The sequence below is a fragment of the Marinobacter confluentis genome (genome assembly GCF_004785685.1).
Lineage (GTDB): Bacteria > Pseudomonadota > Gammaproteobacteria > Pseudomonadales > Oleiphilaceae > Marinobacter > Marinobacter confluentis.
In genome coordinates this window covers 61,528-81,931 of the sequence record NZ_SRPF01000004.1, presented here as the reverse complement: position 1 = coordinate 81,931, position 20,404 = coordinate 61,528, and the positions used below count along the sequence as shown (strand labels likewise).

Below are 20,404 nucleotides of genomic sequence, written 5' to 3'. Positions count from 1 at the left end.
TTAATTTTATGGTTTTGCTTTTTTAAAATAACACCCTGAAATTATTTATTCGTCTCATATATTGATCATTGCTGCTTAAATATTGTTTGAGGATGGTAGAAAGGAGAAATTGCCCATGAACTGCCGGTGCTCCCGCAGCGCAGCTTCAAAACCGATCGGGCGTAAACGGACCTGGTGTCCGGGTTGGCACTGGCTCAGCCTTGAGGCCGAAAGCGCGGTAAGGTTGCCAAGGCGCGGGTAGCCGCCGATGGTCTGGCGGTCATTGAGCAACGCGATAGGTTGGCCGTCCGGCGGCACCTGTACGGCCCCCATGGAAATGCCCTCGGACACCATGGATGTGATATTGCATCGCAGAGCCGGGCCGCTCAGGCGAACGCCCATGCGGTCAGCCCGCTGGTCCACCTGCCAGCTCGCATTAAAAGCATCGAACAGGCTTTTTCCGGTGAAATCTGCAATCTGCGCCCCGGGTAGCAGGTCCAGAGTGAGCGGGGCAGAATAATCCGGTTTTTCAGGGACCGGTGCTTCGGCTTCTGCCGCATGAGGGCTAAAGCCTTCCGCTGAGGAGAGGGTAAGCTGGTCGCCCTCCTCGAGTTTCCGGCCATGGCCGTCGAATCCACCCAGTTGTTCGCGAACCACGCAGGCAACACTGCCCAGCACCGGCTCGGCCTTGAAGCCACCGGACACCGCAAGGTAGGCGCGAACACCAGCAGCCGGGGCGCCAAACGACACCCGCTCGCCTGCAGCAATCCGGACCCGGCGCCACAATGGCAGTGGCTGGTTCTGATGCCGCGCAGTCAGATCCGCACCGGTTACGGCAATGGTCAGGTCGCGCTCGGCCTCAAGTTCCAGGCCGCCAAGGGTCACTTCCAGCACCGGCGTACCCCATTGATTACCGGCCAGTTGGTTGGCCCATGCCCATGCGTGCATATCCGCCGGGCCGCCCTGGGTCACCCCGATATGGCGAGTGCCAAACCGGCCAGCATCCTGAAGCAGAGCCAGCGGGCCTGCCCGCATGACCCGAAAGCCGACCATTGCGCGATTAGCCATCAACGAGTCTCCTTCGTGGTGGGTGAAACCGGTGTCGGGTCGCCGCCTTCGCTCTCAAAGGTGTTGCGGTCGACGGCGACAAACCGGACCCGGTCCCCCACTTTCATCAGGCTGAAGCCGTCCCGATCCCGGTCAAACAGACGTGCCGCGGTACGCCCGATCAGATTCCAGCCGCCCGGAGTGACGGTTGGATAGACCGCGGTCTGCTGACCGGCGATGGCCACACTGCCCCGGGGCACCCTGGAGCGAGGCGTGTCCAGCCGTGGACAGGTAAGGCTGCTGTCCAGCAGGCCCATGAACGCGAATCCCGGGGAGAATCCCAGGGCAAACACCCGGTATTCCCTTTCGCTGTGGGCCTTGATAACTGCCTCCTCGGTCAGGGACGACAGCTCTGCAACCCGGGCCAGGTCTGGACCCACCTCCGGGTGGTACCAGGTAGCAACGTCGTGCAGTTTGCCGCCGGCAAGGGCAGGATCGGGCGTCAGCCGAGCCAGTAACTCGGATAACCGGATCCGCGCCTGCCAGGCGCTGATCTGCAGCGGATCAAAGATGACGAGGAGGGTGGTGTAGGACGGCACCAGATCCACCAGCGCCTGACCGAAAGCGGTTTCACAGTCCCTGCTCAGAGCAGAAAGCCAGGCCAGGTTGTCTTCGTCGATGGTGTCAAACAGGCGCACCATGTAACCGTCGATTCCGGCCGGTTCGAGCCTTGGTAAGACACCGACGTTCATACGGTGCGTCCTGTGGATGCAAGCACTTCGCGTATCCGCCGGACCGCTGCGATAGATTCCTCGTTGTCGCCGTGAACGCACAGGGTGTCGGCCTGCAGGAACAATTCGCTGCCGTCGGACGCCGTCAGTGGCCGACCTTCAGAGATCCGGGTTGCCTGGTCGATGATCAGGGCCGTGTCGTGATGCACGGCACCGGGCAGGGAGCGCTTGACCAGTTTGCCGTCCTGGTCGTAGGCCCGGTCGGCGAATGCCTCAAACAGGAGGGAAATACCGTGCTCGCTGGCCTGTTGCTGAATACCTGCGGTTTCCCGGGTCGCCAGAGTCATCAGTGGCAGGTCCGGGTTGTAAGCCTTGACCGCCCTGGCCACGGCGGAAAATATTTCAGGGTTGGCTACCATGTCGTTATAGAGCGCTCCATGGGGTTTGACGTAGCTCACCCGGGCACCCTCGGCCCGGCACAGTCCATCCAGGGCGCCAATCTGGTATAGCACCATGTTTTCAATCTCGCTGGCGGAGCAGGCCATGGAGCGGCGTCCGAAACCCACCAGGTCAGGGTAGGCGGGGTGGGCGCCAATGCGCACCCGGTAATGCACCGCCAACTGAATCGTCTGGCGCATGGTGTCTGGATCGGATGCATGGAAGCCGCAAGCGATATTGGCCATGTCGATGTAGGGCATGATTTCATGGTCCAGCCCCATCTTCCAGGCGCCGAAGCTTTCGCCGATATCAGCATTCAACTTTACAGGTTTCATGGTGACTCCCATTTTATTGGGCCCGTAATGTCTGTTTTCGGGCAACTCGATCCAGCCATTGGCTGATAATGAACAGTGCGCCGCTGACGATCAATGAGGCCAGCAGGGCGACGGCAAATGTGATCATTGGCGGCAGGTGGTCTACCGCAATGGCGGTCACGGCCGCAAAGGCCGCCAGGCTCAGCATTCCTCGCTGGGAAGCGGCGATGGTGGCTCTTGCTACATCGGCACCGTAGCGGTCGTGGAGAGTCCAGCCGATGGTAAGCAGGCCCACGGGAAAACCGATCAGTATGCCGGAAAGCAATGCACCGGAGCGCGCAGCCAGCGTGGTGGCAATGGCCACCAGCACGCCGGCCAGGAGGCCGCGGACTACCACATCAAACCAGCCGGACACAGCAACAACTTTTGGCTGGTCCAGAGCCTGGGCGTGCCGGATGGCCTCGGCTGCCAGCAGCGCGAGACCGTAAACCAGAACGGCGATTACAATCCCGCCGGGTATCAATGAAAACCCGAAAGCGCAGGGAACCCAGGTCAGTGTCGCCAGGCCCAGGCTTGCGGAAAGTCGCAAGCGTTTGGCGGTCAGAATGAACACGATACAGAACATCAGGGTGGCAATCAGCGCGTGCAGGGTTGCCAGCGCCGACGCCCTTATGAACTCCGGCGGCCAGTCCTGCAGCAGGAAAAAGTAACCGGGGCCAAGGATGATGGGGGTCCCGGCGAGGATGCCACCGAGCCTTGGCCCCAGTTTGCTCACCGCCACTGAAACCCCGATGACCACCACCGCCGTTGCCACCAGTTTGGTGAGCACAATGGTCAGCATGGCGGGTTATTTCAGCAGCTCGGGGAGGAAGGTGGCCACCTCCGGGAACAGCACCAGCAGGATCGCCATGATGAACATCATGCCGACATAAGGCATCGCGCCTTTCATCACATCACTGAAGGGTCCGCCCTTGCGAACACCCTGTACCACGTAGAGGTTGAGTCCGACCGGTGGCGTAATCAGCGCCATTTCGATCAGCAGGATGATGAGGATGCCCAGCCACACCTGATCAAAGCCGAGCCCGATAAGAATCGGCGCAACAATGGGAATGGTGATGACCATCAGCGACAGGGTTTCAATGAAGAATCCCAGAACGATGTATAGCAGTATCGCCAGCATCAGGGTTGAGTAAGGGCCAAGACCGGCGTTTTCCAGGAAAGCCGTCAGCTCCCGGGTGACCCCGGAGGATGCCAGTACAAAGTTGAGGAAGTAGGAGGCGATGATGATCAGCATGATCATGCCGGTGGTCTTCATGGTGCCATCCAGTGCTTCGGTGATGATGCCTACCGACAGCTTTTTCATGAATGCAGCAATCACCAGGGCCCCCAATACACCCAGAGACGCGGCTTCGGTGGGTGTTGCTACACCCGCATAAATGGAACCGACCACGATGCCGAACAGGGTAAGCACAGGCACCAGGTGCCCGAGGCCGGAAATACGATCCTTCCAGCTGTGCGATACGCTGGGGCCACCCAGTGCCGGCTTCCAGATGCAGATCAGTGCCGTGCCCACGATAAACAGAAGCGCGAGCACAAGTCCGGGGATCAGCCCGGCAGCAAACAGCTGCGGGATCGAGGTTTCAGTCAGAAAACCATAGACGATCAGGTTGATCGACGGCGGAATCATGATGCCGAGGGTGCCTCCAGCGGCGATCGAGCCGGTGAACAGCTTGGGGTCGTAGCCCATCTCCTTGCCCTGGGGCAGGGCAACGGTGCCAATGGTGGCGGCGGTGGCAACGCTGGATCCCGAGGTGGCTGAAAATAGCGTTGCCGTTCCAATGTTGGCGTGAAGCAGGCCGCCGGGCAGCCAGGACATCCAGCTTTCAAGGGAGCGGTAGGTGCCGCGGGCAATACCGGTGCGTACAAGGATTTCGCCCAGAAGAATGAACAGGGGAATGGCAATCAGCAGATATTTGTCGGAGGCGGACCAGAGCACATCTCCCATCGCATTGATCAACGGGAAAGGAGAAAAGAGTTCAGCCAGCAATAAGGCCAGCGCGATCAGTGTTGCCGCTACCGGCACACTCAGCAACAGCAAAACCATCAGGATGAGCAGGGCGGTAAGAATCATGAGCGTGCTCCCTGGCTTTCTTCTTCAATCTGTTCATCCAGGGTTGGCGTGCCCGCCAGTTCCTGAACCTTGTCTGCCTCGCCATTGATCAGCCCGAGAAAGGCCCTCAGGGACATCACGCCCAGGGCAAAGCTGAACCAGACAAAGCCCACCAGCCACAGTGACTGGGGTATCCACAGTGGCGTACTGAGTGGAGTATTGGCGGTGGAGCCGCCGCTGTATGAGTCGCTCAGCACGTCAAAAACAGCATTGACTACCAGAATGGAGAACATGGCCAGCGACAGCAGGGCGACCAGATCGAGCATCCCGCGAACTTTCATGGGAAAGTTCAGATAAAGCGCATCGATGCGGATGTGAGCCTTGTTCATCAGGGTGTAGGCAAATGACCAGCTGGCGCTGATGGCCATGATGTAACCGGTCAGCTCCGTGGCGTGAACCGCTGAACGACCGACAATCATTCTTGACGCCACTTCGATGGTCACCAGCACGACCGTCAGCAGGATCAGCACACCGCCGGCCCGCGCAAACCACTGTGAGCCGGCTCTCACGCCCACGAGTAAACGATCGAGGAAAGAAGTTACATGAAGCAGCATAGTGTTCTCCTGGCAGTCGGGGCGCTTTGAGCGCCCCGAGGAATGCCATTATCTTCTGAAAGTCTGTTACTTGGACGCATTCAGTCCGGTGACTTCGCCGACGGTTTCATTCCAGCGGTCAACCCATTTCTGATCAACTCGCTCGGCCCAGTTTGGCAGCAGGGTCTCTTCCAGGTGGCGGGCCGCGTTGGTAAAGTCATTCTCAGTGGCCTTTACCAGAACCATGTCCCCGGCTTCCCCGCGGGAGCAGTCACCATTGCCGGTCAGGCAGGCAATGCCTTCTTTGGTCTCACCGACAGCGGATTCCCACACCGGGGTCTCATAGTTTTCGCGAACCTCGGTCATTAGCCAGTTCTGGGTCTGCTCTGACAGCGAATTCCATTTTTTGCCGTTCATCGCGGTCACCACGTGGTCCCAGCCACCAACGGGCAGCGGGTAAAGGTGGGTGGACACTTCATGCCAGCCAGAGCTGTACCCGGACAGCGAACCGGTAACCGCGCAGTCGATAACGCCGCGTTGCAGTGCCCCCGGGACTTCGCTGAAGTTCAGGGTAATGCCCTCAGCGCCCAGTGCCTGCAGGAACTCGGCGGTTGTGCGGCCACTGGCGCGCACTTTCATACCTTTAAGGTCACTGAGGCCAGCAATCTCGGCGTTGCAGAACACCATCTGCGAGGGGTAGGGGGCAATGGCCAGCAGCTGGGCGCCGTCGAAGCGCTGTCTGAACGCATCGGCAAGCACCGGGCGGAAAGCGTTTGCGACTTTGCGGGCGGTGTCCACGTCAGGCGCGATCATGGGCATGTCCAGCCCTTCCAGTTCCGGGGCATCCTCGACGGCGTAATCGGCCACAGTTGAGGTAATCTCAATAACGTCCCGGGCCATCAGCCGGTATACTTCGCCGCCGCCAAGTCCCATCTGGTCAAAGGTGGTGGCTTCGGCGGTCAACCGTCCGTCGGATGCCTCCGAAAGGTGATTCTCCCAGAACGGCTTTTCGAAATTCTGGTACAGGGACAGGCTGCTCCAGCTGCCTACGTAGTTAAAGCTGGTGCTGTCCAGGTCCTGGGCCAGTGCGGGTGCGCTGGCGGCCGTCAGGCCGATGATGCAGGCGGAAAGACACGTCATTTTTGTTTTCATGGGTATTCCTCTTGGGTTGCGTCGGGTGGATCAGAACAGGGCCAGGCTGTTGTCCGGAATATCCGTAACCAGCATGTGCCCTGGTCGGTGAGTGATGGCGAATTCCACGCCCGAGTCGACCAGGACCTGTTGCGGTGTTACCCCGCAGGCCCAGAAGACCGGAATTTCATCGTCACCCACGGAAACGAAATCACCGTAGTCCGGTGCGTTCAGATCGGAAATGCCAATTAGTGATGGATCGCCAAGATGCACCGGGGCGCCGTGCACCTGGGGATAACGGGTGGTGATCTGGATCGCGCGTATGGCGTCGGCTGCGGCAAAGGGCCGCATGGAAACGACCAGCTTGCCGCTGAAACCTCCGGCTGAGGTCAGTGGCACCGAGGTCTGATACATCGGCACATTGCGGCCCTGTTCAATATGGCGGACCCGTAGCCCGGCCTGCATCAGGGCATGTTCAAAGGTGAATGAGCATCCAAGGGCGAAAGTCACAAGGTCATCCCGCCATTCACCAGCAACATCAGCCGCCGATTCACTGACCACACCGTTTCGGTAAATACGGTAGCCGGGAACGTCCCTGGCAATGTCCAGGTCAGCGGCCAGCGCCTTGCAGATTCTTGAACCCGGTTCGCTGACCGCCAGCAGCGGGCAGGGCTTGGGGTTGGCCTGGCAGAACCGGAGAAAGCCGGCGGCATCGGCTTCCGGCAGAATCACCAGATTGACCTGCACAAAGCCGCTGGCCAGACCGGCCGTTGGTCCGTTCAGGAACCCCTCCCGGGCTGCTTTGCGCACGGATTCAGGGTCGGAATGGGCGTTCAGGGTTTCAAACATTGCCAGGTTTCTGCCTTGAAAATGAGTCATGAACTCATTTAAGACAGCTCAGGTGATAAATACAATTCGAAACTTAGGATCACTACTGATCGAAAAAATGGATCAGTCGGCCTTTACCCGGCCCTCGACCGTGGCAGATGCCAGTTCTGCGATGGCCTGCACCACCGTGCCTCCGGGGCCGGACCGGAAGGCGGCACTGAAAGCAAGGTCGGGCAGTTCGGCGTTTACATCAAACCGGCGCAGGACATCGGTACTAAGCTCGGCCTGCAGGATTTCGGCGGGTAATGCGCTGACCCCCAGGCCGTCCACCGTCATCCGGATAATGGTCGACAGCGATGAACTGGAGTGAATTCGGGTGGAGTGATTCATCGGGTCAACCAGGGCACGGATCACCATGTAGGGTTCGCTTTTGCGGGGGTAGGTGATGATCGGCCAACTGGAGAGTTCTTCCAGGGACATGGGCTGGTCGCCGATATTGAGTTTGGGGCTTGCAACCCAGATCAGCGGGTAGCGGCACAGTGTCTGGTTGATAATCCCGGGCTGGTTGACGCCACCCATCAGAAACGCAATATCAATCTCGTGGTTGACCAGTTTGTCCGACAGGTTGATCGAAATATCGATTTCAAGTTCCAGGTTTATAGCCGGATAGGCCTCGCTGACCCGCTCAACCAGCTGCGGCAGCCAGGTGTGGGCGATGGTCTCGGAAACGCCCAGGCGAATGGTGCCCTGGATCGACGAGGATTTCGCCACAGCCTGCATCATTTCGCCATGAAGGTTCAGCATTTTCTCGGCGTAGATCAGAAACTCCCGACCCTTGGCTGTGAGGGTTATCTTACGGGCCGACCGGTTGAAAAGCTCCACCCCCAACTGATCTTCAAGGCCGGCGATTCGCGCGGAGACCGAAGGCTGGGATGCATAGACCCGGCTGGCAGCCGCACGGAAACTGCCAAGCCTGGCGATCCAGATAAAGGTTTCCAGAGATCGAATGTTCATGGCTCAGTCCTGCTTTTGCACCTGCTGTCGCCTCAACTTTTGCAGCTTGTCGGGATTTATTCAAATAAATTAGGAATTTGTTGCAGTCATTAATAATGCTGATCATTGGTGATAGTACATTCTGATCATCGACAAAAACCCATTAAAATCAATATCCAATTGATAATCATAGAATTTCCAGAGAGGGCCGCGATTGCGCTTTGAAATTTTGCTATCTATGATTTTTAAAAACAGAAACCTGATATTTATTTTTCCTTGATTAAAACTCGAACAATATAAAAATGGTTTAATTTCATGGGAAATTGTAAAAGAGTAATGGCAGTCGGAAGTGCTGCTTCAACTGCAGCTTCCGATTGCATCGGAAGTAAAGTGAATAAGCGGTGGCATTGCCATGACGAACTTGAGCTTCACTATTTCAGGCGTATTAGGGGTAAAGCCTTCATCGGAGATTATGAAAAAGAACTGGATGATGAAAATCTGTTTCTTGTAGGTCCTAATGTCCCGCATTACTGGCTGACGGAATCTCCGGAAGGGTCAAGGCAGGAGGGGTTCCACTGCTCGCTGTTTTTCTCTGATTTCAATCTTGTCAATTCTTTTCAAGTGCTTACCGAGTTTGGGAAGCTTCAGTTGCTTCTGGAAGATGCGAAATTAGGCATCGAATTCAAGGAGCCTTCAGTCATCTCCGGAGTTGGCGAGTCAATGATGGATCTGCAGAAAATGGAGGGTTGTGCCGTTGTCGGAGGGCTGTTTTCGGTCCTTGATTGCCTGCTGGAGGGTAAGCGCCAGACGCTTAATAGTGATGATTTTATTGCCTGTAATAATAATTTCGAGTCCAGAAGCATAGAAAGAGCGATTTATTACATAAATAACAATTTCCATGAATTTATAACCCTTGATAAAGCTGCAGCAATCGCCAATATGAGTTCGGCGCATTTCTGCCGGATATTCAAACGAATCCACGGCGTCGGCTTTGTTGATTACCTGAACAAACTGAGAGTTGAATTTGCCTGCCAGTTGCTCGCTCACCTCCGAAAGTCAGTGTCGTCAATTGCCTATGAATGTGGCTATGTGAGCCTTTCCAGCTTCAACCGCAATTTCCAGAAATACATGAACCAGTCTCCATCGGAATATCGTAGACAAAGAGTGCTAATGGCAGCGTCGGGCACGACCGACCGTCAGTTACCCGGGCGCCCGAGCGCGGGAGTCTAACCAGCCTGTAACACGGGATGGTGGAACTTTCTGCCACCGGTAAGTCATAATCCCTGCAATCATTCTGATAAAAACTGGAGTTCCTGCATGATACGTACGCTCGCCCTGTCGTTGCTGACACTGGTGTTTATGGCTCAGGCCAACGCCCAGTCCTATGAAGAGGGGCGCCACTATGTGGCCCTGGACGTGCCGGTAAGAACGGCCAGTGACACCGGCATCGAGGTGGCGGAGGTGTTCTGGTACGGCTGCCCTCACTGTTACGAGTTCAAGCCGCTGATCGAAAACTGGGCTGAGAACAAGCCGGATGACGTCAACTATGTGAAGATACCGGCGGCGCTTGGCAAGTCCTGGGAGCCCCATGCCCGGGCATTTTATGCGCTTGAGGCAATGGGCGAGCTGGACAAGGTTCACGATGCCCTGTTTGAAGCCCTGGCCGGCGAGCGTCGCCCGCTCAATTCGGGAGAGGCGCTGGCCGACTTTGTGGCGCAATACGATGTGGACGGTGAGGCCTTCCTCAAGAACTACAACAGTTTTGGCGTGAACGCCCGCATGCAGCAGGCTCAATCCAAGATTCGCGGTGCCCGCGTAACCGGTACCCCGACTGTGCTGGTGGCCGGTAAATACCGGGTCACGGCAAGTATGGCGGGCAGCCATGAGGCCGTTCTTGATGTAGTGAACTACCTGGTTGAGCAGGAGCGATAAACACGCCTTCAGTGCCAGAGTGGCTACCCATATGTACCGACGGATCAGGAAGCAGCTGGATCAGATTCTGAAGCCCGTCAATCAGGTGCGGGGGAGCTGCTCTGGTGACGATCATGTGCCGGATTTTGAGCCCCACCGCCACATCCGGCTGCTGACCTTCAATATTCAGGTTGGCATCAACACTGCGTCCTACCGTCACTACCTGACTCGCAGTTGGCAGCATCTGCTGCCCCATCGCAAACGCATTGAAAACCTCGACCGCATTGCGGCCCTGTTGCGCAACTACGATGTCGTTGCCCTGCAGGAGTGTGATGGCGGCAGCCTGCGCAGCGGGTATATCAATCAGGTTCAGTATCTGGCCGAGGCGGCAGGAATTCCCTACTGGTACCAGCAACTGAACCGGAATCTTGGGCAGCTTGCCCAGCACAGCAACGGTCTGTTAAGCCGGTATCGCCCCCTGGGCGTGGAAGAGCACAAGCTGCCGGGGTTGATTCCGGGGCGGGGCGCCATCGTGGCCCGTTACGGTTCGGAAGATGACCCGCTGGTTCTGGTGATGCTTCATCTGTCGCTCAGCAAGGCTGCGCAGCAAAAGCAGCTGGGGTTTATCCGTGATCTGATTGCGGACTACCAGCACGTGGTGCTTATGGGCGACCTGAACAATCACGCCGAACAGTTGCTCAGCAACACGCCATTGAAACACGCCAATCTGGTACCGCTGCCAGACACCGCCCACAGTTTTCCCAGTTGGCGGCCAGAACGGGCGCTGGACCACATTCTGGTCAGTCCCAGCCTGGAAATCCGCCGCTCGGAAGTGGTCAGCTTTCCGGTGTCCGATCATCTTCCGGTGGCCATGGACATTGCCTTGCCCAAAGGTTATGTCAGCACTTTCTGACACTTTTTCTTGTGACTGGCCCATAAAAAAACCCGGCGCTCGGCCAGGTTTTTTTAAAAGTCACCGGATCAGATTTACTTGATCTTGGCTTCCTTGTACGCAACGTGCTTACGGACAACCGGATCGTACTTTTTGATCTCGATTTTTTCCGGGGTGTTACGCTTGTTCTTGTTGGTCGTGTAGAAGTGACCAGTACCTGCTGATGAAACCAGCTTGATTTTTTCGCGCATGATGCGGCTCCTTAGAATTTCTCGCCGCGGGCACGAAGATCGGCCAGCACAGCGTCAATGCCTTTTTTGTCAATTACACGCATACCCTTGGTGGATACGCGCAGCCTTACGAAACGCTTCTCAGACTCAACCCAGAAACGATGGTTCTGCAGGTTGGGCAGGAAACGACGACGTGAATGGTTCATCGCGTGAGAAACGTTGTTACCGGATACCGGCCGCTTACCGGTAACCTGACAGACTCTGGACATACTTGCCTCCGACCTGAGCTAGGGTCCTGAAAATACGTTTTAAATTCGATCGTTCGCGTTTCTGGTGTTTTGCTCGTGCTAGAACTTGCGCTCGAAAATGCACGCTGCTCGCCAGACGCCGCCAGAAAGGGACGCTTTTATACCAGAACTGCCCGCCTAACGCAAAAAATTGTTGGGATTTTGGCCAGTATTCGAGGCTTCGCGGCCCGGACCTTACATCAGTCCTCGTTCAGCCAGGGATACTACCTCACCGTGGCCAACAACCATATGGTCAAGAACCCTGATATCCACAAGTTCCAGCGCATTCTTGAGCCTGCGTGTCAGCGAAACGTCGGCCTGACTGGGTTCCGCAACACCGGAAGGGTGATTGTGGGCAAAAATAACGGCTGCCGCATTGACCTCCAGCGCCTGGCGTAGCACTTCCCGAGGGTAGACGGCCGCGCCATCGATGGTCCCACGAAACAGTTCCTGATAGCGGATAACCCGGTGCCTGTTGTCCAGAAACAGCCCGGAAAACACCTCGTGCGGGTAAGTGCCCAGCCGGCTGCTGAGAAACCGGCGGGTGTCTTCCGGAGACCGCAGCGGGTCACCCTGGCGCAGGGGCTCGTCCATCACCCGGCGGGCCATTTCCATGGCGGCCTGCACCTGGGCGTACTTGGCGTTGCCCAGCCCTTTAACGGCGCAGAACTGTCGCTGGGAAGCAGTCATCAGCCCCCGCAATCCGGAAAATTCGTCAATCAGGTATCTGGCCAGTGCCATCACTGGCATTCCGGCAGTGCCTGTACGCAGAAAGATGGCCAGCAGTTCTGCGTCTGACAGGCTGCCGGCGCCGTGGCAAAGCAGCCGCTCGCGCGGCCGCTCGTCCTCTGGCCAATCGGGGTTTGGCATGGTCGATTCCTTTCGTCTGGTCTGCACGTCCTGTGCGGTTTAGGAAACCCTTTAACACGAGAGTTTACCACGTGCCGCAGGCTGTCCGAAGCGCCTGGACGTGCTATCTTATAAGCCTTTCATTTATATGACGTACATGGAGCCGCTATGGCCGCTCATCGAATTCTGCTGGGGGTAACCGGAGGCATCGCAGCCTACAAGAGCGCGGAGCTCGTGCGCCTGCTGAAAAAGTCCGGGCGCGAGGTGAGGGTGGTGATGACCCACGGTGCCGAGGCTTTCATGACCCCGCTGACCTTTCAGGCCCTCAGCGGTGAGCCGGTGCGAACGTCCCTGCTGGACCCGGAAGCGGAGGCCGGCATGGGCCATATTGAGCTGGCCAAATGGGCAGACCTGATTGTAGTGGCGCCGGCGTCGGCGGATTTTATGGCGCGGCTCGCTAACGGCATGGCCGACGATCTGCTGACGACGCTCTGCTGCGCCACTGAAGCACCCATCGCACTGGCGCCTGCGATGAACCAGGCCATGTGGAGCAACCATCGGACCCGTCGCAATACCGGCCTCCTGGAAGCAGACCCGCAGATCACGCTCTGGGGCCCTGATCAGGGCTCCCAGGCCTGTGGCGACGTTGGCCCGGGTCGGATGCTGGAGCCTGCAGCCCTGTTTGAACGGATCCTTGCGGAGCCGGAAGGCGCCGGCAAAGCCCTTGCCGGGAAGCGCGTGGTGATCACCGCAGGCCCAACCCGGGAGCCGATCGACCCGGTGCGTTATATCAGCAATCACAGTTCCGGCAAGATGGGTTATGCCCTGGCAGCGGCCGCCCGGGAAGCAGGGGCAGAGGTTGTTCTGGTCAGTGGCCCGGTTGTGCTGGATGCGCCCGCCGGAGTTGAACGCCGTTTTGTGACCACGGCCAGGGATATGCTGGAGGCATCCGGCCATGCTGTTGACGAGGGGTGCGACCTGTTTATCGCAACTGCGGCGGTTGCCGATTATCGCCCGGATAGCTGCGCCGGCGACAAGATCAAGAAAACCAGTGATGCGATGAATGTGGCGCTGGTGCGCAATCCCGATACCCTGGCCACCATTGCGGCCAGGAAGGACGCGCCTTTTACCGTGGGCTTCGCGGCCGAAACCCGCGACGTTGAGCACTATGCCCTGGACAAGATGTCCCGCAAGAAACTGGACATGATCGTGGCCAACGATGTGTCCGTGCCGGGGCTGGGCTTCAACAGTGAGGATAACGCTGTCACCGTGTTCTGGGCCGGCGGTCGCGAGAATATCGGGCCAGATACCAAAGCCAGGTTGTCCCGGCGACTGATTGCGCTGATTGCTGACCAACTGACGAACAAGGAAGCCAGATGACAAGACAGACCTTCCAGGTCCGTATCCTTGATGACCGGATCGGACACAGCGTGCCTTTCCCTGAATACGCCACTGAGGGCTCTGCGGGCCTGGACCTGCGGGCCTGTCTGGACGCCCCGCTGACGCTGAAGCCAGGGCAGACAGAGCTGATTAAAACCGGGCTGTCGATTCACATTGCTGACCCTTCGCTGGCTGCGATGATTCTGCCCCGCAGCGGGCTCGGCCACAAACACGGCATTGTGCTTGGTAACCTGGTCGGCCTGATCGATTCGGATTATCAGGGTGAACTGATGGTGTCCTGCTGGAACCGGGGCAGCACTGAATTCACCGTGGAAGTGGGCGAGCGCATCGCCCAACTGGTTCTGGTGCCGGTGGTGCAGGCGGAGTTTGAGGTGGTGTCTGCCTTTGATCAGAGCAAGCGCGGGGAAGGCGGTTTCGGTTCCACCGGCAGCCACTGAGTCGCCGGGTCTTTCTCTGGTAGGGGCTCCAGTCAGTGGCCTGGACCCTGCAGAACAGCGGGAAGGGTCTATACTCATCGGAAGGTTCCCGAACGCGCCAGAATTTTCATGATTACCAATAAATCCGGACGCTTGTATCAGCAGGATGGACTATGAAGCTTGGCAAAAAGAAAAAGACGGATGACGAAGTCGCTGGCTCCACAGCAGACGCCAAACCGGCAAAAACAAAGGCCAGGTCCGGAAAATCGGCAGCTAACCCTGACTATAAAAGGCTGACTTCGGTTGCGCTCAAACAATCCCTGGTGGTGTTCCTGGCCGGTGTGGTTTCCGCGGCGCTGGTGTATTTTCTGGTGTTTGTGCCGGCCGAGTCCCGACGCCACCAGATGCAGGCTGCTGTCGCTGCTGATACGGCGGCGGCCCAGGTTAACCAGCAACTGGCCCTGCTGCAGTCCGTTGTGGCCGGGTTAGGCACTCAGGACTATGTTCGCGAAGCGCTTGAGGGTGAAGGGTCACTGCCCGCAGCAATGGCTACGCTGACAGCCACCCTGCCAGATGTCGAAGCGGTATACCTTTTCCCCTACGGTAATATCCCCCGCACGTCCGATGAGACAACCCTGGGCTTTGCCGGGCTGGACCTGGCTCGACGGGCTGAAACAGGCCGACCGCTGTATCCGGATGCCTTCCCCCGGGATGGCAGTTGGTACCTCCAGATGGCAGCGCCCATCCGCCGTACTACGGGCAACGCTGTGGTAGGCAGTATACTGGCGGTGTTTGACGCTTCGGGGCTGAAGCCTTTGCTGTCCGGCCTGAACAGCGAGCTGAGCGGGCGGTTTGAAATTGTCCAGACAGCGAACGGGGCAGAACGGGTGATCGCCAGCAATGCCAGCAATATGAGTGGCGAAGGAGTTGCGGTTGAGCGCGACCTGCTTAACCCGGACTGGAAACTTAGGTTCCTTCCAGCAACGGCGCCAACGCCGCTGGTCAGCCTGATCGTCGTCGCGGCCCTGGTCATTGTGCCGGCATTGCTGGCGGCAATACTGGTCTGGGTGATGCTTGGCGGAGCCCAGCGTAACATTCGCCAGGAAGTAACAGTTCTGATCCAGTGGGCCCACAAGGCATTTGCCGGTGAGAGGGTCAAACCACCAGCATTCAGGTGGGACACGGTTGCGTCCACCGCCGAAGTGTTGTCCAGGCTTGCCCAGATGGTTGATAAACGGGTGGCCAAACAGGCTGAGTCAGCCCGGCCGAAAAAGAAGGCGGCTCCGGCCGGGGCCGCGTCAGAGCCCGGTGATGAGCCGCTGTTTGAAGAAAAGGACATGCTCGACATCGACATGCTGGATGGCGATGACGATGTCCTTGGCTTTGGCGGTTCCGATTTCCCGGACGACTCGCCCAGGGTCGAAGAGGTGGCCTTGCCGGATGTTGAAATCTCGGACAGCATTTTCCGCGCCTACGATATCCGCGGCATTGTTGGCGAGACCCTGACCGCCGACATTGTGCGCGTGATTGGTCGCTCTGTTGGCAGCGAAGCCATCGAGCGCGGTGTGAAAAGCCTTTGTATCGGTTATGACGGCCGTCATTCCAGTCCTGAGCTGGCGGACGCGCTCGGCAGCGGCATTATGGCCGCAGGCTGCGATGTCATCAACGTCGGGGCAGTGCCAACGCCAGTGCTTTACTTCGCCACTCACGAACTGGGCACCGGATCCGGTGTGATGGTGACTGGAAGCCATAACCCGGCCAATTACAACGGTCTCAAGATCATGCTGGCCGGCGAAACCCTGTCGGGAGAAGCTATTCAGCGACTGTTCCAGCGAATTCAGACCGGCGACTTTGTCAGCGGCCAGGGCAGCCAGTCCTCGGATGACGTTCGCCGGGCCTACCTGGACCGTATTGTCGGGGATATCGCTGTTGCGGCACCGCTCAAGGTGGTGCTGGACGCCGGTAATGGCATCGCTGGTGAACTGGCACCAGTGCTGGTGGAAGAGCTGGGCTGCGAAGTGGTGCCGCTGTATTGCGAGGTGGACGGCAACTTCCCCAACCATCACCCGGATCCTGGTAAACCGGAAAATCTGAAAGACCTGATCGCTGCCGTGAAGTCGGAAAAAGCCGATCTGGGGCTGGCGTTCGATGGTGACGGCGACCGTCTGGGTGTGGTCACCAACACCGGCAAGATTATCTGGCCGGACCGCCTTATGATGCTGTTTGCCCGTGACGTTGTTTCCCGCAACCCCGGTGCAGACGTGCTTTACGACGTCAAATGCAGCCGTCGCCTGGCCGGTGTCATCACTGAAGCCGGCGGCCGGCCGATCATGTGGAAAACCGGGCATTCGCTGATGAAGGCCAAGATGAAGGAGACCGGTGCCCTGCTGGCCGGTGAAATGAGTGGTCATATCTTCTTTGGTGAACGTTGGCTGGGTTTTGATGACGGCCTTTATGCCGCCGCGCGCCTGCTGGAAATCCTCGGCATTGAAGATCGCGACAGCAACGAAGTATTTGAGGAGTTCCCGGAAGATATCAGCACTCCGGAGCTGAACGTTGCGGTGACGGATGAGACCAAATTCGGAATCATCGAACAGCTGGGGCAGAAAGGCGACTTCGGGGATGGCAGCGTCAGCACGATTGACGGTATCCGCGTGGAATTCTCTGACGGCTGGGGGCTTTGCCGGGCGTCCAACACCACCCCGGTTCTGGTGCTTCGCTTCGAGGCCGAGACCGAAGAGGCTCTGGAGCGGATCAAAGCCGTCTTTCGGGAGCAACTGACCCGGGCAGCACCAGACCTGGTGGCAGATTTCTGAACACGTTTAACTTATTATTCAGGACAACTTGAATGGCTTTGGATCGTGAAACAGCAATGCAGGTAGCCGCCGTACTCAGCAAGGGCCTGCCTTATATCCAGCGGTTTACCGGCAAGACGGTAGTGATCAAATACGGCGGTAACGCCATGGAAAACAGCGAGCTGAAAAGCAGCTTTGCCCGGGACGTGGTACTGATGAAGCTGGTCGGCATCAACCCGATTGTGGTCCACGGTGGTGGCCCGCAGATCGGTGAACTGCTGGAGCGGCTGAACATCAAATCCCGTTTCGTGAATGGCATGCGTGTCACCGACAGCGAGACCATGGACGTGGTGGAAATGGTGCTGGGCGGCCAGGTGAACAAGCAGATAGTTTCGCTGATCAACTCCCACGGTGGCACCGCGATAGGGCTGACCGGCAAAGACGCCAACCTGATTCGCGCCAGAAAACTGGAAGTGGTGGACCGCTCGCCGGAAGTGGAACGCCCGGAGATTATCGACATCGGCCATGTGGGCGAAGTAGCCAGCGTGAATGTCGAAGTCATTGACATGCTGACCCGCAGCAACGTGATTCCGGTGATCGCGCCCATCGGCGTAGGGCCAGATGGCGCCTCCTACAACATCAACGCGGATCTGGTGGCTGGCAAGGTGGCTGAGGCGATGAAAGCCGAGAAGCTGATCCTGTTGACCAACGTTTCCGGACTGAAGAGCAAGGAAGACAAGGTGCTCACCGGGCTGACCGCCAAACAGGTGAATGCCCTGATTGAAGATGGCACCATTCATGGCGGCATGCTGCCGAAGATCCGCTGTGCCCTGAGCGCGGTAGAGCACGGAGTTCGCACCTCCCACATTATCGACGGCCGGGTTGCCCATGCCACCCTGCTGGAAATCTTCACCGATGAGGGTGTCGGCACGCTTATCTCCCGGAACTGATGCCGGATACTGTCCGGCTGAATAAGGACTGAACCATGAAGCGCCTGCTGACCCTGTTGGTTTTTCTGGCCCTGGCTGGCTACCTGGCGTTCAAAGGCGGGGTCTGGTGGCTGGCAGACCAACGTCTGTCTGAGGCTGACCAGGCGGTGGATGACATCGGGGTGATTGACCCTGGCAGTATCCGTTCCGGCCTCGAGGGCTCCCTGACTCTGATCGATGGTCACTATGAGGATTTCCGCCTGTCCCAGCCTGTGCGGATCGGGCGTCTGAGCTTTGAGGTCGGCTCACCGGTTGCCCTGGTCAATGCGTTGCTCGATCCATCCTCTCTGCCTTCCCAGTGGCGCCTGCGAGGCGAAAAGCTGTCCATGGCGCTGGATGATGCGTTGTTCAGGAACTGGGTCACGGCGACCGATGAAGCCGAGGCTCCGGTGCTGTTCGCCCCGGTATGCGGTCCTGATCACCGTCAGCAACTGGGCAGTGGTGACCTGTTGCGCCTGGGTGTGCTGGGGCTCGCAGGGGAAGTCCTGATTCGCCAGGAGCCGGAATCGCTTTACGCTGAGATTACAACCATCGAGACCGGCAGCGTTGAAATCGACTGGCCCGGAGCCCGGCTGAATCCGCTGGATCCGGAAGCGGTTTTGACTTCAAGCACTCAGCCGATGACCGTCACCATTCGCGATGGCGGCCTGATGCGGCGGATATCTGCTTACTGTTCACGGGAGGCCGGCCTGGAAACGGCGGACTGGACCCGTACCGTGATGGACTCGTTCAGAATGGCGCTGGCGGCTCGCGGGTTCACCCCCAGTGATCAGCTGATTGCGCTTTATCGTCAATGGCTGACCGAAGGCGGTGAACTCGGGCTTGAACTGAGCCCCGGTCAGCCACTATGGGGTGTGCCAGTGGGTGCCGCCGAACCCTTCGTGACCTACAACGGTTCACGGGTTCCGGATGTTTATCTGTCGGCGGCGGATCCTGAGCCGGAGGCCGTTCCCACCGAAGCCATGGAGCCAATTGTAGACGGCGCCGGACCGGGGCAGGCGGGCTGGCAGCTTGCAGAAACTGACAATGCCGCCGAATTGACCGGCCAGACAGTGAGAGTCACCCTGGCTAATGGTAATGTGGTGGAAGGTCGTCTGGCGGGTATCAATGATGACCGAATGGAGGTTGTGCGACTGGTGGGCGGCGGTGAGGTTGCCTACCCGATTGCCATCCGCCTGATCGAAACATTTGAAGTCTGGCGCCGCAGCCAGAATCCCTGAGTTTTTCCCTGGCTCCGTCCAGGGGCGGAGGTCCGTTTTATAATGTCAGGATCCACAGAACATCTTCCCGGTATCCGGGACATGCTGACCCGACTGATTGCCCAGCCGTCCATCAGCAGCGCCTCGCCCGAGTGGGACCACAGCAATGAACCGGTGGTCCGCACCCTGGCCGAATGGCTTGAGCCCATGGGGTTCGAGGTGGAAATACTGGACGTGCCCGGCATGCCCGGCAAGGTCAACATGATTGCCACCCTCGGCCGCGGGCCCGGCGGCCTGGTGCTGTCTGGCCACACCGATACCGTGCCTTTTGATGACAAACGCTGGAAGAGCGACCCTTTCAGCCTGACCGAGCGGGATAACCGCTGGTATGGTCTTGGCACCTGCGACATGAAAGGTTTCTTCCCGCTGGCCATCGAAGCAGCAAAAGCTTTCGTTGGTCAGGACCTGAAACAGCCGCTGATCATTTTGGCCACGGCGGATGAAGAAAGCTCCATGAACGGCGCCCGTGCCCTGGCGGAAGCCGGCCGGCCCAAGGCCCGCTATGCCGTTATTGGCGAACCGACCGGGCTCAAGCCGGTGCGCATGCACAAAGGCATCATGATGGAGCGCCTTGTGTTCGAGGGGCAATCCGGGCATTCATCCGACCCCGCATTGGGCAACAATGCGATGGAAGGCATGCATGAGGCGCTTGGACACCTGTTGGCGCTGCGAAAAGGCTGGCAGGAACAGTACAGCAATCCGAATTTCCGGGTGCAGGTGCCCACCATGAATCTGGGCTGTATCCACGGCGGTGACAACCCCAACCGTATCTGCGCCCGCTGCGAACTGCACTTTGATCTGCGGCCATTACCGGGTATGGATATGGACGCTTTGCGCCAGTCCATTCTGCAGAGCCTGAAGCCGGTGGCAGACCGCCGGGGCCTGGCCATGGAATTCGAGCCGCTGTTTGACGGGGTGCCGCCCTTTGAAACCCCGGCCGACGCCCAGCTGGTCCGAGCCTGTGAAAAGCTGACCGGGCACACCGCCGAAGCCGTGGCTTTCGCCACCGAAGCCCCCTGGCTACAGAAGCTCGGCCTGGAAACCCTGGTCATGGGCCCGGGCTCTATTGACCAGGCGCATCAGCCGGATGAGTTTCTGGAGCTGTCACAGTTAGATCCGGCGGTTAAAATTCTCAAGGGATTGATACAAGAGTTTTGCCTGTAAACCGCCTGACGGCAGCTCAGAAGTAAAACGAGGGTCCGGTCAATACC

General features: G+C 58.4%; 21 protein-coding genes. 9 read left to right on the top strand and 12 right to left on the bottom strand.

Going from position 1 to position 20,404, the window contains the following annotated elements:
• Positions 1-75: 75 nt before the first annotated feature.
• From E5Q11_RS13465 to E5Q11_RS13425, 9 genes are all read right to left on the bottom strand, one after another.
• Positions 76-1,047, bottom strand: coding sequence for a 5-oxoprolinase subunit C family protein (locus tag E5Q11_RS13465; RefSeq protein WP_135803969.1), 972 nt, complete (start codon positions 1,045-1,047; stop codon positions 76-78).
• Positions 1,047-1,778: a 5-oxoprolinase subunit PxpB gene (gene pxpB / locus E5Q11_RS13460; protein WP_135803968.1), complete on the bottom strand. Its 732-nt coding sequence runs from the start codon at positions 1,776-1,778 to the stop codon at positions 1,047-1,049. Before pxpB ends, E5Q11_RS13465 begins: the two co-directional genes overlap by 1 nt.
• Positions 1,775-2,530 (bottom strand): 5-oxoprolinase subunit PxpA, encoded by a 756-nt coding sequence (locus E5Q11_RS13455; RefSeq protein WP_135803967.1) that lies wholly within the window; start codon positions 2,528-2,530, stop codon positions 1,775-1,777. Before E5Q11_RS13455 ends, pxpB begins: the two co-directional genes overlap by 4 nt.
• A gap of 13 nt (positions 2,531-2,543) precedes the next feature.
• Complete coding sequence (locus tag E5Q11_RS13450) at positions 2,544-3,350, bottom strand: hypothetical protein (RefSeq protein ID WP_135803966.1); 807 nt, start codon at positions 3,348-3,350, stop codon at positions 2,544-2,546.
• Positions 3,351-3,356: 6 nt separating this feature from the next.
• On the bottom strand, positions 3,357-4,640 hold the full coding sequence (locus E5Q11_RS13445; protein WP_135803965.1) for a TRAP transporter large permease: 1,284 nt from the start codon (positions 4,638-4,640) through the stop codon (positions 3,357-3,359).
• Positions 4,637-5,233, bottom strand: coding sequence for a TRAP transporter small permease subunit (locus E5Q11_RS13440; protein ID WP_135803964.1), 597 nt, complete (start codon positions 5,231-5,233; stop codon positions 4,637-4,639). The genes E5Q11_RS13445 and E5Q11_RS13440 overlap by 4 nt, the downstream gene beginning before the upstream one ends.
• Positions 5,234-5,299: 66 nt before the next feature.
• Positions 5,300-6,364 (bottom strand): TRAP transporter substrate-binding protein, encoded by a 1,065-nt coding sequence (locus E5Q11_RS13435; protein WP_135803963.1) that lies wholly within the window; start codon positions 6,362-6,364, stop codon positions 5,300-5,302.
• A gap of 30 nt (positions 6,365-6,394) precedes the next feature.
• Entirely contained in the window at positions 6,395-7,192 is a 798-nt protein-coding gene (locus tag E5Q11_RS13430; RefSeq protein ID WP_135803962.1) for a putative hydro-lyase, read from the bottom strand.
• 102 nt (positions 7,193-7,294) lie between these two features.
• Positions 7,295-8,185 (bottom strand): LysR family transcriptional regulator, encoded by an 891-nt coding sequence (locus E5Q11_RS13425; RefSeq protein WP_135803961.1) that lies wholly within the window; start codon positions 8,183-8,185, stop codon positions 7,295-7,297.
• A 315-nt stretch (positions 8,186-8,500) separates the two neighbouring features.
• Between E5Q11_RS13425 and E5Q11_RS13420 the strand changes: the two genes are divergently transcribed.
• The 3 genes from E5Q11_RS13420 (at position 8,501) to E5Q11_RS13410 (ending at position 10,988) form a co-directional block, all read left to right on the top strand.
• Positions 8,501-9,394 (top strand): AraC family transcriptional regulator, encoded by an 894-nt coding sequence (locus tag E5Q11_RS13420; RefSeq protein ID WP_168215663.1) that lies wholly within the window; start codon positions 8,501-8,503, stop codon positions 9,392-9,394.
• Between the two features lie 87 nt (positions 9,395-9,481).
• On the top strand, positions 9,482-10,096 hold the full coding sequence (locus E5Q11_RS13415; protein ID WP_135803959.1) for a thiol:disulfide interchange protein DsbA/DsbL: 615 nt from the start codon (positions 9,482-9,484) through the stop codon (positions 10,094-10,096).
• A gap of 31 nt (positions 10,097-10,127) precedes the next feature.
• Positions 10,128-10,988 carry an endonuclease/exonuclease/phosphatase family protein gene (locus E5Q11_RS13410; RefSeq protein WP_135803958.1) on the top strand — a complete coding sequence of 287 codons (861 nt, stop codon included), beginning with the start codon at positions 10,128-10,130 and terminating at the stop codon, positions 10,986-10,988.
• Positions 10,989-11,062: 74 nt separating this feature from the next.
• Here E5Q11_RS13410 and rpmG read toward each other — a convergent pair whose 3' ends face one another.
• The 3 genes from rpmG to radC form a co-directional block, all read right to left on the bottom strand.
• Complete coding sequence (gene rpmG / locus E5Q11_RS13405; RefSeq protein WP_007153739.1) at positions 11,063-11,218, bottom strand: 50S ribosomal protein L33; 156 nt, start codon at positions 11,216-11,218, stop codon at positions 11,063-11,065.
• Positions 11,219-11,229: 11 nt separating this feature from the next.
• Complete coding sequence (rpmB, locus tag E5Q11_RS13400; RefSeq protein WP_135803957.1) at positions 11,230-11,466, bottom strand: 50S ribosomal protein L28; 237 nt, start codon at positions 11,464-11,466, stop codon at positions 11,230-11,232.
• A 213-nt stretch (positions 11,467-11,679) separates the two neighbouring features.
• Positions 11,680-12,354 (bottom strand): RadC family protein, encoded by a 675-nt coding sequence (radC, locus tag E5Q11_RS13395; RefSeq protein WP_135803956.1) that lies wholly within the window; start codon positions 12,352-12,354, stop codon positions 11,680-11,682.
• 147 nt (positions 12,355-12,501) lie between these two features.
• Between radC and coaBC the strand changes: the two genes are divergently transcribed.
• The 6 genes from coaBC to argE all read left to right on the top strand — a co-directional run bounded on the left by coaBC (position 12,502) and on the right by argE (position 20,357).
• On the top strand, positions 12,502-13,713 hold the full coding sequence (gene coaBC / locus E5Q11_RS13390; protein ID WP_135803955.1) for a bifunctional phosphopantothenoylcysteine decarboxylase/phosphopantothenate--cysteine ligase CoaBC: 1,212 nt from the start codon (positions 12,502-12,504) through the stop codon (positions 13,711-13,713).
• Positions 13,710-14,171, top strand: a complete 462-nt coding sequence (gene dut, locus E5Q11_RS13385) for a dUTP diphosphatase (protein WP_135803954.1) — start codon at positions 13,710-13,712, stop codon at positions 14,169-14,171. Before coaBC ends, dut begins: the two co-directional genes overlap by 4 nt.
• 152 nt (positions 14,172-14,323) lie before the next feature.
• Complete coding sequence (locus tag E5Q11_RS18125; RefSeq protein ID WP_135803953.1) at positions 14,324-16,966, top strand: phosphomannomutase/phosphoglucomutase; 2,643 nt, start codon at positions 14,324-14,326, stop codon at positions 16,964-16,966.
• Between the two features lie 32 nt (positions 16,967-16,998).
• On the top strand, positions 16,999-17,895 hold the full coding sequence (argB, locus tag E5Q11_RS13375; RefSeq protein ID WP_135803952.1) for an acetylglutamate kinase: 897 nt from the start codon (positions 16,999-17,001) through the stop codon (positions 17,893-17,895).
• A 35-nt stretch (positions 17,896-17,930) separates the two neighbouring features.
• Entirely contained in the window at positions 17,931-19,154 is a 1,224-nt protein-coding gene (locus E5Q11_RS13370) for an acetylornithine deacetylase (protein WP_135803951.1), read from the top strand.
• A gap of 42 nt (positions 19,155-19,196) precedes the next feature.
• Positions 19,197-20,357, top strand: a complete 1,161-nt coding sequence (argE, locus tag E5Q11_RS13365; RefSeq protein WP_135803950.1) for an acetylornithine deacetylase — start codon at positions 19,197-19,199, stop codon at positions 20,355-20,357.
• The last annotated feature ends 47 nt before the right edge of the window (positions 20,358-20,404 follow it).